At 68.5% G+C, this 12786-nt stretch carries 10 protein-coding genes, 2 tRNA genes and 1 pseudogene; 8 read left to right on the forward strand and 5 right to left on the reverse strand.

Annotation, left to right across the window (positions count from 1 at the left end; genetic code table 11):
• The 6 genes and pseudogenes from G6016_RS04380 to G6016_RS04405 form a co-directional block, all read left to right on the forward strand.
• Window positions 1–711, forward strand: a pseudogene (locus G6016_RS04380) (peptide synthetase); the annotation flags it as partial.
• Window positions 695–2266 (forward strand): pyridoxal phosphate-dependent decarboxylase family protein, encoded by a 1572-nt coding sequence (locus tag G6016_RS04385; protein ID WP_338403512.1) that lies wholly within the window; start codon window positions 695–697, stop codon window positions 2264–2266. The pseudogene G6016_RS04380 and the gene G6016_RS04385, both read left to right, overlap by 17 nt.
• A gap of 38 nt (window positions 2267–2304) precedes the next feature.
• Entirely contained in the window at window positions 2305–3747 is a 1443-nt protein-coding gene (locus G6016_RS04390) for a SidA/IucD/PvdA family monooxygenase (RefSeq protein ID WP_182631491.1), read from the forward strand.
• A gap of 34 nt (window positions 3748–3781) precedes the next feature.
• Entirely contained in the window at window positions 3782–5185 is a 1404-nt protein-coding gene (locus tag G6016_RS04395) for a salicylate synthase (protein ID WP_182631485.1), read from the forward strand.
• Window positions 5182–6378: an acyl-CoA dehydrogenase family protein gene (locus G6016_RS04400; protein WP_182631486.1), complete on the forward strand. Its 1197-nt coding sequence runs from the start codon at window positions 5182–5184 to the stop codon at window positions 6376–6378. The genes G6016_RS04395 and G6016_RS04400 overlap by 4 nt, the downstream gene beginning before the upstream one ends.
• A 139-nt stretch (window positions 6379–6517) precedes the next feature.
• Window positions 6518–6877, forward strand: coding sequence for a hypothetical protein (locus tag G6016_RS04405; protein ID WP_182631487.1), 360 nt, complete (start codon window positions 6518–6520; stop codon window positions 6875–6877).
• Window positions 6878–7127: 250 nt separating this feature from the next.
• Here G6016_RS04405 and G6016_RS17800 read toward each other — a convergent pair whose 3' ends face one another.
• The 4 genes from G6016_RS17800 to hisC form a co-directional block, all read right to left on the reverse strand.
• Window positions 7128–7583 (reverse strand): GtrA family protein, encoded by a 456-nt coding sequence (locus G6016_RS17800; protein ID WP_182631488.1) that lies wholly within the window; start codon window positions 7581–7583, stop codon window positions 7128–7130.
• A 165-nt stretch (window positions 7584–7748) separates the two neighbouring features.
• Window positions 7749–8720 (reverse strand): alpha/beta hydrolase family protein, encoded by a 972-nt coding sequence (locus G6016_RS04415; RefSeq protein WP_380024329.1) that lies wholly within the window; start codon window positions 8718–8720, stop codon window positions 7749–7751.
• 194 nt (window positions 8721–8914) lie between these two features.
• Window positions 8915–10711, reverse strand: coding sequence for a bifunctional metallophosphatase/5'-nucleotidase (locus G6016_RS04420; protein WP_338403513.1), 1797 nt, complete (start codon window positions 10709–10711; stop codon window positions 8915–8917).
• Between the two features lie 119 nt (window positions 10712–10830).
• Window positions 10831–11889 carry a histidinol-phosphate transaminase gene (hisC, locus tag G6016_RS04425; protein WP_182631489.1) on the reverse strand — a complete coding sequence of 353 codons (1059 nt, stop codon included), beginning with the start codon at window positions 11887–11889 and terminating at the stop codon, window positions 10831–10833.
• Window positions 11890–11994: 105 nt separating this feature from the next.
• Here hisC and G6016_RS04430 point away from each other — a divergent pair.
• Window positions 11995–12086 (forward strand) — tRNA-Ser (locus G6016_RS04430).
• Between the two features lie 46 nt (window positions 12087–12132).
• Window positions 12133–12205 (forward strand) — tRNA-Arg (locus G6016_RS04435).
• Between the two features lie 74 nt (window positions 12206–12279).
• On the opposite strand, the gene G6016_RS04440 is transcribed toward G6016_RS04435, so the two are convergent.
• Window positions 12280–12753, reverse strand: a complete 474-nt coding sequence (locus tag G6016_RS04440; RefSeq protein WP_182631490.1) for a nitroreductase family deazaflavin-dependent oxidoreductase — start codon at window positions 12751–12753, stop codon at window positions 12280–12282.
• Window positions 12754–12786 lie beyond the last annotated feature (33 nt).

Below are 12786 nucleotides of genomic sequence, written 5' to 3' on the forward strand. Positions count from 1 at the left end.
ATCGACGAGGCCCCCGGCGCGCAGTTGCGCCGCGACCTCGACCCGGCCGACCTCGAGGCGTTTGCCGCCTTCGCGTCGACCGTCGGCGGGACCGCGAACGCCGCGCTGGTGGCCCTGTGCGCGGTCTCGGCCGCGACGCTCACCGGCGCGAGCGACCTGGTGATCCTGGTACCCGCAGACAATCGTCGCCCGGGACAGTCGCCGGAGAAGGTCGGGTACTGCGGAAACATCGTCCCGATCCGATTCACCTTCGACCCGGCGAGCACCACTCGTCAGGCCATGCGTGACGCGGTCTCGGCGATCTATGCCGCGATGGAGTTCACCGACGTCGACTTTGGCCCGATCCTCACCGCACTGCGCAATAGCGGCGGACGGTTCCCGGTCGTCGAGATCATGGCATCGGTGCGTCCTGCGCCGATGCGCCACATCACACCACCGCCCGGAGTGGACGTGGACTACCGGTCGATCTCGACCGGCATCGCGCCCTACCCGCTGACCCTGGCGATCGAACTCGCCGGACCAGTCCGGGCCCACCTGGAAGTCGACTATCAGCACGGCACCGGCGACCTGGTCGCCGAGCGCGCCGCCGGCATCGTCGCCGACCTCCTGCATCGCATCCCGACCGACGCGGACGAGCCGCTGTCGTCGCTGATCGATGCCCTTTCCCATCCCACTATCGATAGTGAGGCATCACGTGAGCAAGAGAACTGATCCCCGGTCGACGCGATTCGCTAGCCCCGGCGCGGGCTGGGGAGCGATCGGCCGCCAGCTGATCTGCGCGGCCGACTCACTGCCCGGGCGGGACCAGCCCCCGGCCCTGCCCGCCGGAGCGCCCGGTGAGGTGCTGGCCAAGGTGGCCGCCGAACTCGGCCCCCGCGAACTGTCGTCGGACGGTGTCGGCGAGTCGGCCGCACTGGCCTCGATGGCCCGGATCGTGCATGACTTCGGGCTGAACCTGACTCACGAGTCGTGTGCCGCGCACCTGCAGCCGGCGCCGCTGGCCGTCGCTGTTGCCGCCGATGCGCTGGCCAGCGCCACCAACGCCTCGCTCGACACCTACGACTCTGGCCCGGCGACCCTGGCGATCGAGACCTGGGCCGTGGACGTACTAGCCAAGCTGGCCGGGCTTCCCGACACCGCCGGCGGGGTATTCGGCCCGGGCGGCTCCTACTCCAACCTGCTGGCGCTGCTCATCGCCCGCGACCAGGCCGGCGCCGCCCGTGGCCTCGACATCCGTAAAGACGGGGTAGCGGCCCTCGGCTCGCCCGTCGTACTCTGCAGCCGGGTCGCCCACTTCTCGGTTCAGCGCGCCTGCGCCGCCCTCGGGCTGGGAGAGGCGGCGGTGATCACGGTCGACTGCGATGACCAGCACCGGATGCTGCCGTCGTCACTGGAGGCCATCCTCGCCGATCCCGGTCATGACCCGGTCACCGGCGCCGCCCGGACTCCGTTCGCCGTGATCGCTACGGCCGGGACCACCGATTTCGGGACGGTCGATCCGCTGCCGGAGATCGCGGAGGTCACCCGCCGGCACGGGCTGTGGATGCACGTCGACGCCGCGTACGGGTTCGGCGCACTGTTCTCCGACCGCTTCGCCGGGCTCCTCGACGGGATTTCGCAGGCTGACTCGATCACGCTGGACCTGCACAAGGTGGGCTGGCAGCCCGCAGCCGCCAGCCTGCTGCTGCTCGCCGACACCGACTCGTTCGCCTCGCTCGACAGGTCGGTGGCCTACCTCAACCCGGAGGACGACATGGAGGCCGGCCTCGGTGGGCAGCTGGGGCTGACGCTCCAGACGACCCGCAGGCCGGATGTCCTCAAGGTCGCTACGACCCTGCTCGCCTACGGCCGCACCGGCCTCGGCGAGATGCTCGAGGCATGCCACGACCTGGCACAGCACGCGCAACGCAGGATCGAGTCCGAGCCACAGCTCGAGCTGGTCACCGGCACCACCCTGACGACCGTCGTCTTCCGGTACCGCTGCAACGAACTGGACAGCGACACCGTCAACGCCGAAGTCCGCCGCCGGCTGATCACCTCCGGCACCGGACTCATCGGCCGGACCCGGGTCCGCGTCCCAGCGGTTTGCGAGCCCCGGACTTGCCTCAAGCTGACCCTGCTCAACCCCGAGACCGACACCGCCGGCATCGACCGGCTCTTCGACGAGATCCTGCGAATCGCCCTGGAGGTGGAGTCCGAGGGGCTGTCCCGCCACGCGCCGGACTCCCACCGCCGGGCCAGCCTGAAGGCGGGAGTACTGCCGTGAGCATCGAATCCACCCGCACGAATGCGTCCACAGGTGGCATCACCGAGCTGGAGCGTGTCTCCGTCCTGGCGATCGGGTGCGGACCGTTCAACCTGAGTCTGGCCGCACTTGCGTCGACTGTCGACGACGTTGACGTCGTCGTCGTCGATTCCTCCGAGAACTTTGCCTGGCACCCGGGTCTCATGTTCGAGGACGCGAAGCTCCAGGTCAGCTTCCTTTCCGACCTGGTCTCGCTGGTCGACCCGAGCCACCCACTATCCTTCCTGGCCTACCTCGCCGACGTCGACCGCCTGTACCGCTTCCTGGTTCGGGAGGACTTCTTCCCCACCCGCCGCGAGTACGAGGACTACCTGCTGTGGGCGATCCGGAAGCTCGCCGGCCTGCGCTGGGGCACCACCGTCACCGAGGTGCGCTGGGACTCAGACGCCGCGCTGTTCGAGGTGGACCTGGTCGGCCCGGATGGTCCGGTGACCCTGCTCGCCGAGCACGTGGTAGTGGGGATCGGGACCGAGCCGGTGATCCCGGAGTCGGTCCACGCCGACTCGCCGGCGCTGGTCCACAGCTCGGACTACCTGTTCCACCGCGAGACCATGCTCGACTCGGAGTCGGTCACGGTGGTCGGCTCCGGCCAGTCCGGCGCGGAGATCTTCGCCGACTTGCTCGAGGCGAACCTCGCTGGCGGGCCGGCCGTGCGCTGGTGGACCCGCACCCCGTGGTTCGCGCCGCTGGACTTCACCAAGCTCTCGCTGGAGATGACCACGCCCGCGTACATGGAGTACTTCCACACGCTGCCCGAGAGCACCCGCGACGAGGTCCGGCGAGGTCACTGGCAGTTCCACAAGGGTGTCTCCGCCGACACGCTGGCCCGCATCCACGACCTGCTTTACCGGCGTGAGTTGGTCGACGACGCTGCGCCGGTGCAGCTCCGTACAGGTGTAGAGATTGCGTCCGTCGAGCCGGTTGGGAGTGGCGCTCCCGGCACACCCGGCAACCCCGGCGATCCCCGGCTACGGGTGACCGGCCTGCACGCCGACACCGGCCGGGCCGTGGCGCACGAGGCCGAATGGGTAGTGGCCTCCACCGGCTATACCGAGCGGCGGCCGGCCTTCCTCCGGCCCCTCGATGGGCTCCTCGCGCGAGACACTCAGGGGCGCTTGGTGATCGAGGCCAATCATTCGGTCGCTCCGGCGGCGGCCGGCCCCGCGCTCGCCGACCGTCTGTTCGTCGCCAACGCCGAGCATCACGCGTTCGGGGTGTCGGCGCCGAACCTCGACATCGGCGCGGTACGCAACGCCAAAATCCTCAACTCGGTGCTGGGCCGCGAGGCGTACCGACTGCAGCGCAGCACCGCGTTCATCAGCTTCGGGCCGGACGGGGATGACGACGCGGCCAACGCCGACTCCGCGCTCAGCGCCGGGTCCGGAAACGCCACCGCCACAAACCCCGCCCCCGCAACCGCTGCGCGGCCCACCGAGCACTGAACTTTTCCCCGGAATCGGAAGGACTACAGCAACTATGACCGCGATTGTGACTCGTGTGAGTGCCCCGGAGATCTGCGCCACGTGGGCGCGCGCCGGCCTGGCCGAGGACCATCTCGTCTACGAGGGCACCGACGGCTGGGTGTACGCCGGTGGTGCCCGCTGCGAGATCGTGCTCACCGCCAGCCAGGTGCGGGTGACCAGCCACGACGGGAAGGGCGGGACCTCGGTTCGGGTCAGCCCGTATACCGTCCGCCCGGCCCAGGCGCTGGAGGAGGCGCTCGCGGGACTCGACCTGGAGACCTGGCGCGCCTATGGGTGGATCGGCTTCGATTTCTGCGCGCCGTTCCACGGCGCAACCGGGCATCTGGACGACGACGACGAGCTGGCGCACCTCTTCGTCCCCGAGTTCGAGGCGTTTGTGGACCGCTCTGGCGATCTTCGGTTCGTCGGCGTTGACTCTGAGCTCGAGACGCGCATGCGGTCTCTGGCGGCGAACCCGATCCGGGTGGACGACGATGCCCGCCGGCCGCTGCCGGTGACCGAGGACGCCACCAACTACCGCGAGCGGGTCGCGACGGCGATCGACGAGATCCACGCGGGCCGGTACGAGAAGGTGATCATCTCCCGTGAGGTGACGGTGCCGTTCGACGTGGACATCCCCGCCACCTATCTGACCGGGCGTCTGGCCAACACCCCGGCGCGTTCGTTCACGTTTCGGCTCGGCGGTCTCGAGGCGGCCGGGTTCTCCCCGGAGATCGTGGGCTCGGTCGACGAGTCCGGACTCATCACCACCGAGCCGGTGGCCGGCACCCGCGCGCACGGTGTCTCCCCGGAGGCGGACGCCGCCGCCCGCGCGGAGTTGGAGAACGACGACAAGGAGATCGTCGAGCACGCCATCTCCGTGCGCACCTCCTGCGCGGAGGTCGCCGCCGTGGCGGTGCCCGGCACCACCGCGGTCGCCGAGTTCATGACCGTCCGTCCCCGCGGCAGTGTGCAGCATCTGGCCTCGACCGTGGTCGGACAGCTGGCGCAGCCCCGGTCGGCGTGGGATGCGCTCCAGGAGCTGTTCCCGTCGGTGACGGCCTCGGGCATTCCCAAGGCCCCGGCGGTCGATGCGATCTACCGGCTCGAGGCTTCCCGTCGCGGCGTGTACTCCGGCGCGGTGGTCACGGCCTCCTCTGCCGGCGAGCTCGAGGCCACCCTCGTGCTGCGGTCGGTGTACCGCGACGGCGACCGCAGTTGGTTGCGCGCCGGCGCCGGCATCGTGCGCCAGAGCAGCCCGGAGCGCGAGTTCACCGAGACCTGCGAGAAGCTCGGCAGCGTGGCCCCGTACCTCGTGGCCGAGGCCACGGCGGCCGCCGCGCGCGCCAAGTCCGACTCGTCCGCGGGGTCCACGGCGGGCGCAGGGGCCGCCGAGTTCCAGGCGGCCCGCTCATGACCGTCGGTGTCGAGGCCCGCACGTTCACCGAGCCACTGCCGCTGCCGGAGTACCGCCAGTTGCTCGACGAGGTCTTCGACGACCGGGTCACCGCCATGGTGAACGAGGCCGAGCGGACCGAGATCTTCCCGCGCGCACTGCTGGACAAACTCGGAGCCGCAGGGGTGTTCCGGGCCAAGTGGGCCGGCGCCACCCGGCCGGACGTGGCGAAGCTTTTCGAGTTGGGCTACCGACTCGGCCGCACCGCCTCCACCGGCATCGGCGTCGGCGTGAGTCTGCACGACTCGGGCATCGCCACCCTGCGCCGCTTCGGCAAGACCGATTACCTCACCGCGCTCGCCGAGCGGGCGATCGATGCCACCGAGGTGCTGTGCATCGGCGCGTCCGAGGAGTCCGGGGGCAGTGACCTCCAGATCAGCCAGACCCTCGTGACGCCGGAGGCCTCGGGCGGCGCCGCCGGATACCGGGTGCGCGGCCGCAAGAAGTTCTGCTCGCTCTCGCCGATCGCCGGTCACATGATCGCGGTCGGCCGCAGCGCCGAGGACGGCAGTACGCAGGGCAACAACGTGGTGGTGGCCGTTCCGATGGACGGCCCCGGCGTGGTGGTGGGCGAGCGGTACCGCAAGCTCTCCGCCGGCCCGCTCGACACCGCCCCCGTCGACATCGACACGTGGGTTCCCGAAGAGGCCCTCATCGCGCGCCCCGGCACCGGGCTGGCGGTCATCAGCTGGGGGCTCGCGCACGAGCGACTGTCGGTGGCCGCGCAGGTCGCGTCGGCCTGCGACTTCATCCTCGGCATCACGCTGGCCCGGATGATGGACCGGCACCAGTTCGGCAAGCGACTGTTCGACCACCAGGCGCTGCGGCTTCGGGTCGCCGATCTGCAGTCCCGCGTCGACATGCTGCGCTATTCGCTGGACGGGATCGCCGCCGCCGGGCCGATGAACCTGCGCACGGCCGCCGCCGCCAAGGTCACCGCTGTGCGGCTGGCCGAGGAGGTCGCGAGCGAGTGCCTGCACATCTTCGGCGGATCGGGCTACCTGCTGGATGAGACCCCATTGGGCCGCTGGTGGAAGGACATCAAGCTCGGCCGGGTCGGCGGCGGCTCCGACGAGGTGCTCTGGGAGCTGATCGCCGCCGGGATGCGGCCCGACACCGACGGCTACGCGAACCTGGCCGACCACCTGATCTAGCAGCGCATCCGATTCCGCCGAATCCGACACAGCCAAGGCCGAATCTGCCGAGATCTATCACAGCCGCGCCGCTCAGATGCAGCCGCGGGGGATATATCGCGAGCGGCTGCACCTGAGCGGCGCGGCTGCGTGGAGCTCGATGAAGCATCGGCAGCTGTTGCTGCGCGTCCTAGTCGCGGTCGTGCAGCGGTGGAATGGTCAAGTGGTGGTGCCGGCCGAGGCCGATGCTGTGATGGAGCGGATGTTCGATCTGCCCGATGGGTCGGGTCGCGCGCTTCGGGGCGGCTTCCCCCTGCCGGATGCCGAGCAGCGCCTCGAGAAGTGGCGTCAGGAGCTGGCGGAGGCCGACCGGCGCGGTTACGAGCGGGGCCGTCGAGACGAGCGCTACGAGGCGATCAACCGAGCCCAGGGGACGACCATTGGCGCCGCAGTGCCAACGGCGGGACTATCCCGGCAGCAGCGCCGTGCCGCCGACCGCGCTGTCTTTAAGGCTCGTTAGCCAAGCGCCCGGGACGCCCGTCGGAAACTAGGCCTCCCGGCGAGCTTGGGGTTCTGACCGTGCTCCCTTGGGGAGCGGTATCGAGGACGAGAGCGCACTATAGACGGTGTTTATCGATCATCGGTGTGCCTGAATCGGATTGGATCCCCTTGGATGGGTTTTCTGTATCAGTCGGCATGGTCGCCGACGGGGAGAAGACGGCCAGTTTTTGATGGAGATCCGACTTCTAGGTCGGCACGCTTCCCGTCCTCTAACCCCCGGTAGCAGTCGCCGGAGCTGGCCGGAAGCCCGTTCCTGCTCGGAAAACAAACAGTTTCTGCAGAAGGAAGTTCAGTGTCGTTCCTATCCCTTGGGATAAAAACCAGGCCCAGAACAAGGCGTTGGCCCACCCATGGAAAGTTTCCAAGAGTAGCCAGTTTGAGCCAACTATCACGAAGAAAATTGCCAGGTAGGTGACAGCTCCTCGTAGCGCCTCGGAAGAGCTTCCGTTCCCCTTGAAGGCCCACTTTCGATTTATTAGGAACGCAGTGGTGCTGCCAGCTATGTAGCTCCCGGCTCTAGCTAAAGAGGGGGAAAGCTCAAATGTCAGGAGGAGCCGGTAAGTGCCGTAATCGACTGCGGCTGCGATGCACCCGGAGAGGATGAAGAGAAACAGCTCACGAGAGAGATGCTGCAGGGAGGTGCGAAGTGGGCCGAGTTGGGCCATGTCGCACCTCCCTGCAGCTTGCGGCCGTGATTCTAGATGATGTTAAACCACCATTTGCCCCCCGACTCGTAGCAGAGCGGCGGGGCTGCGCGGCCGCGGGGCCCGGCTCGCGCATGACCGGGGCAGTCCGGCAGTCCGGCAGTCCGGCAGTCCGAAAAGCCTGGGTCAGGGGCTGACGACCTTGTCGAGTTCCGCGTCGGCGACGGACGTGATGGTGTCGATCACCTTGGAATAGTTGGGGGAGTCGCCCGAGACGATCGACACGTGGTCTTCACCGTCGACGAGTACCAACTTGGCGTCGCCGCCGGCCAGCCGGGCCGCGTTGACGTAGCGGCGCGAGTTCTCCGGCGAGACGACCGTGTCCTTGCTGCCGTGCAGGGCCACCACCGGGGTGTCGGCGGCGATGTTCTGCACCGGATCCACCATTTTGTAGCGTTCCGGGACTTCTGACGGGGTGCCGCCGATCGCTGTGACGATCCTGTCGTCGCCGTTGTGTGCCGCGTAGACCGCGTCCAGAGGGCCGGCGATCGAGACGACCCGGGTGGGACGGAATTTGGGGCGGGAGCCGACCTCGTCGTCGTCCAACAGGTGCCTTGTCCCGCCCCACACGGCGAGTTGGGCGCCGGCGCTGTGCCCCACCACCACCTCGTCATCGACGGTGATCTGCGGATACATGGCGTCGATCTCCACCACGTGGTCCAGGGCGTCGGCGACGTCCCGGAACGTGGTGGGCCACCCGCCGCCCGACCCGACCCGCCGGTACTCGATGTTGTAGACCGCCATGCCGCGGCTGGCGAGTTCGCGGGCGAGCGGATCGAATGTGTCGGCACCGATCTCGCTCTTCCAGGCGCCGCCGTGGATGAGCACGGCCAGCGGGAGGGAGTCGACCTCCTCCTCGCCGGCCGGCAGGTAGAGATCGGCCCAGTTCTGCTCCGGATCGGGCTCGCCCTCGCGGGTCGGGTACTCGAAACGCTGGACCGTCACCTCGTCCAGTTGGGCGGGGCCGTTGAAGTAGGACTCGGCGGACGGTGCGGGGTCGCTGATCGAGCACGCTGACAGCGCGGTGAGCGCCGAGGCCAACGACAGTGCGAGCACCTGCGTACTTGACCGGCGGCCGACAACACGTTTCACGGGCACGGGCACAACCTCGTTCAGAGAGTCATCGGAGAAAGTCGGTGATTCGCACGGCGTGTGCGTGAGCGGGGCTTGCTTCGCCGCGACGCACCACAGTGAGAATGAACGTGAGTTTACCTAATGGTCCGACGAGGTCGAAGCGAGTGGGTGAATTGGGGTGAAAGCGGCGCGGGGTGGGGTGAAAAAGTGCCTGTGGATCAGCGTAGAACGGTGACCCGACCCGGCTTCGGTGCGCTTAGTGGGCCCTCGTCCGAGACGTACCGGCTCAGGGCCGAGATGTCGGTGAGGCCGGTCTCGTGGCGGGTGCCGTGTTCGGCGAACGGCGAGCCGTTCCATTCCGGGGAGGAGAGGAACTCGTTGACCACGACCGTGTACTCGGCATTCGGGTCGACCTGCTCGCCATCGATCGTCAGTTCCGTGACGCGCGACCACTCGGGCTGATTCATGTCCACGGTGAAACGCACATTGTTCGAGACGGCGGGGCCGTGCTTGCCGATGTCGTCGGCGAACAGGTCAAAGGCCTTCTGCAGGACCTCGCCGGTGACGGTGACCGTGTAGAGGCGGTCTCCATAGGGCTGGACCGTGTGCAGGTCGGCGTAGCTCAGGGGGCCGGATGGCATGTCGGCGCGTAGTGAGTCCGGGTTGGACAGGGCGAGTTGCGCGCCCCGGCCGCGGGCCGCGTGGAGCTGTGCGTCGGCGATGACGTTGGCGAGAGGCGACTCGCCGTTGGCGTCCATCGCGTGCGGGACCGGTTCGGAAGCCTCGCCGATCTGCTCCCGTGCGGCCGGGGCCGCTGCGGCCCGTGCCTGGCGTAGGAGCTCCTCGGTGGCGACGTCCGGCTCGGTGTTGAGGTTGACGGTCTGGTTGAACACCGAGGTCTGAGGGCGGATGACGTGCCCGGTTTCCGGGTCGATGGCCAGGTCCACGACGGTCACGGAGCGTCCGTGGGAGGCGGGGGCGACGACGACCCTCTCGTCGTTCTCGGTGTCAAAAACTCGGCAGGTCGCGGGGCCGCCGGAGGCGCCGACGATCAGGGCGTCGACCGACGAGTTGAGGTTCTTGACCAGGTCCATCTCGGTGAGCTGCTCGGGGCAGGCGCCGGGGTCCAGGTTGTCGTGCACCGCAGTGGACTGGACCAGGCCGACGATCGCCTCGACTCCCAGGAACTGCAGCGTCTCGACCGTGTCGTCGAGCGCGCGCATCGGGTCGGCCAGCCTGGTCGTGGTCTCCGGGACCGTGTCCGACGGCATGGTCACCGCCACGACCCCCACCTGTACGTCGCCGACGCGGTGGATGGCGAAGGGGAACGTCGGCGCCGAGTCATACGAGGGGATGACGTTGGACGCCACGAACGGGAACGCCGCCCCACGGAAAGGCGGCAGCGGCGGATCGACCCGGCATTCCTGTTCGGTCTGGCAGCTGGGCTTGACCAGCGAGGTGACGTGCTCGGCGCCCTTGTGTAGCTCGCGGCGGCCGATTCCCGCCCCGTCGACGCCGATGTGGTTGAAGAACTCGATCGTCGGACGATCGTCCAGTAGTGCGGTTTCGGGGGCGGTGCCGCCGATCGAGTCGCCGGTGGCGAGCAGGAGTGCGTCCCCGGCCTGGGCACGCAGCTTGGCGACAGTGGTCGCGAGGTGGGGACCCCCGCCGGCGGGCCGGACGTTCCCAGAGGCGTCGCGCAACTCGCCCTGGAAACCGACCGGCCGCGCCAGAGCCCCGGAGAACTCGCCGATGCCGAGGATGCGCACCGTCTGGGTTTCGGCGGAAGGGGTCCACGGTTTGCTGGTCTCGTTCGTCGCGCCCGAGGTGTCTGAACCGTCGCCCTGGGCCGCGGCGACTGGGGCCTGGATCAGGCCTATGATCAGCGAAGATAGTGCGACGACGACGAGGACCATCAGCGCGAGTGCGGCGGGGTGAGTCCTGGGAAGGGATCCCAATACGGACGTATGGGCAGCTGCGGAGGACGGCTCTGGCCGTGATCTCTGCTGCTGCACATTGACTCCTCAATTGCCGGTCGCGACTGGACGCGGCAGATGCGAAAGCAGACTAAGGATCTGCTTTCCGAACTTCGCCCATGGTGCCTTCGCTAGATCACGGGACCCCGCCAGAACTGTCACATTACGGTCACGAATTCCTGAGCGGCGGCGAGGAGTCGATCGTTCTCCTCCGGGTCTCCGACCGAGATCCGCACACCGTCACCGGCGAAACAGCGGGTGATGACCAGCCGCTCGCGGCAGTGCTCGTTGAAGCCGGCGGCACGCTCGCCGAGCGGAAGCCAGACGAAGTTCGCCTGGCTCTCGGGCACCTCGTATCCCATCCCGAGCAGGGCGTCACGTACCCGGGTGCGCTCGGCAACCACGGCGTCGGTCCGTGCCCGCAGTTCGTCGCCGGCCTCGAGGCAGGCGATGCCCGCGGCCTGCGCCAACGAACTCACCGAGAACGGGACCACCATCTTGGACACGGAGGTGACGAGCTCGGCGGGGCCCACCATGTAGCCCACGCGTAGGCCGGCGAGTCCGTACGCCTTGGAGAAGGTCCGCAGCGAGACCACGTTGGGGCGTGTCATCGCCTCCGCTACCCCGTCCACCGGGTCGGACGAGCGGACGTACTCGTAGTACGCCTCGTCCAGTGCCACGGTGACGCGCGCGGGGACGCGGTCGAGGAACGCCGCCAGGTCGGTACGGCTCACAGCCGGGCCGGTCGGGTTGTTGGGCGTGCAGAGGAAGATCAGCCGGGTCCGGTCGGTGACCGCGTCGGCGATCGCGTCCAGGTCCAGCGACCCGTCGGCACGGTTGGGGACCTGGACCGGTACGGCGTGCGCGATCCGGGAGATGATCGGGTACGCCTCGAACGAGCGCCAGCCGTAGATCACCTCGTCGCCGGGCGCGCACACCGCCTGGACCAACTGCTGGCACAGGGCCACCGAACCGCACCCGGCTGTCACGTTCTCCGGCTCCACCCCGAGGAAGTCGGCGAGACGCTTCACGAGCGCGCGGGAGGTGATGTCGGGGTAGCGGTTGGCGCCGGCCGCCGCGTCCGCGATCGCGGCCGCCACGCTCGGTAGCGGCCCCGCCGTCGTCTCATTCGAGGCGAGCTTCACCGCACCCGGCACGGTGGCGCCGGGAACGTAGGCGGGGATGGCGTCGAGGTCGGTGCGCACGTCGGGAGACATGAGTACAGCGTAGAACCAATGGGTGACCAGCAGGTGACCGGCCGTTTTGCGAACCCACGCGGGCTGTGTGTACTGTTATTCCTCGTTGGCTCAGCAGAGCCTCCAGGAGGCGTGCCAGAGCGGCCGAATGGGACTCACTGCTAATGAGTTGTCCTCCTAAAAGGGGACCGGAGGTTCAAATCCTCTCGCCTCCGCCATGTCGGGGAACCGGGTGACCGGGGATCTGGCACGACAGATGAATATGCGCCCGTAGCTCAACGGATAGAGCACTTGACTACGGATCAAGAGGTTAGGGGTTCGAATCCCTTCGGGCGCACAAACGGAACGCCCCCGCCGGTCAACGGTGGGGGCGTTCGTCATCTCTGCGTGGGTGCTCACAGCGGGGGCACGCTACCGCGGCTCGAGCACGACCACCGGAATCACTCGGTCGGTCTTCTCCTGGTACTCGAGGTACGGCGGGTAGATCTCGGCCATCTGCCCCCACAACCGCGCACGCTCCTCGCCCTCGGCCACGCGCGCGATCACGGCGAGCTTCTCGGCGCCGACCTGGATGTCGACGTTCGGCTCGGCGCTGAGGTTGTGGAACCAGCCCGGGTGCGCGGGCGCGCCGCCCTTGGAAGCGATCACCACGTACGCGCCGCCTGCTTCGCCGTAGATGAGCGGCATGGTGAGAATCCGGCCGGTGCGGCGACCGCGGGTGGTCAACAGCAGTGTGGGGGTGTCCTTGGGGCCGCCGACCTGGGTGGCGTCGAACAGGCGCGCGTTCTCGGGATCCCTGGCGTACTCCTCGAGGTGGCGCCGGATCCATCCGGGGACCTGGGGCTGGGGGTCGGGCTGGCTATCGCTGTGTGTATCGGTGGTCATGGTTGCCAGTGTCCTCCGATCGGGCCGGCCGTG

The organism is Dietzia aerolata, from assembly GCF_014144865.1.
GTDB classification, from domain to species: domain Bacteria; phylum Actinomycetota; class Actinomycetes; order Mycobacteriales; family Mycobacteriaceae; genus Dietzia; species Dietzia aerolata.

Bases quoted from the DNA above. Each gene is read 5' to 3' on its own strand.
- G6016_RS04395 (WP_182631485.1), top strand. From the start codon at position 3,782: ATGACCGCGATTGTGACTCGTGTGAGTGCCCCGGAGATCTGCGCCACG.
- G6016_RS04400 (WP_182631486.1), top strand. From the start codon at position 5,182: ATGACCGTCGGTGTCGAGGCCCGCACGTTCACCGAGCCACTGCCGCTG.
- G6016_RS04405 (WP_182631487.1), top strand. From the start codon at position 6,518: ATGAAGCATCGGCAGCTGTTGCTGCGCGTCCTAGTCGCGGTCGTGCAG.
- G6016_RS17800 (WP_182631488.1), bottom strand. From the start codon at position 7,583: ATGGCCCAACTCGGCCCACTTCGCACCTCCCTGCAGCATCTCTCTCGT.
- hisC (WP_182631489.1), bottom strand. From the start codon at position 11,889: ATGTCTCCCGACGTGCGCACCGACCTCGACGCCATCCCCGCCTACGTT.
- G6016_RS04440 (WP_182631490.1), bottom strand. From the start codon at position 12,753: ATGACCACCGATACACACAGCGATAGCCAGCCCGACCCCCAGCCCCAG.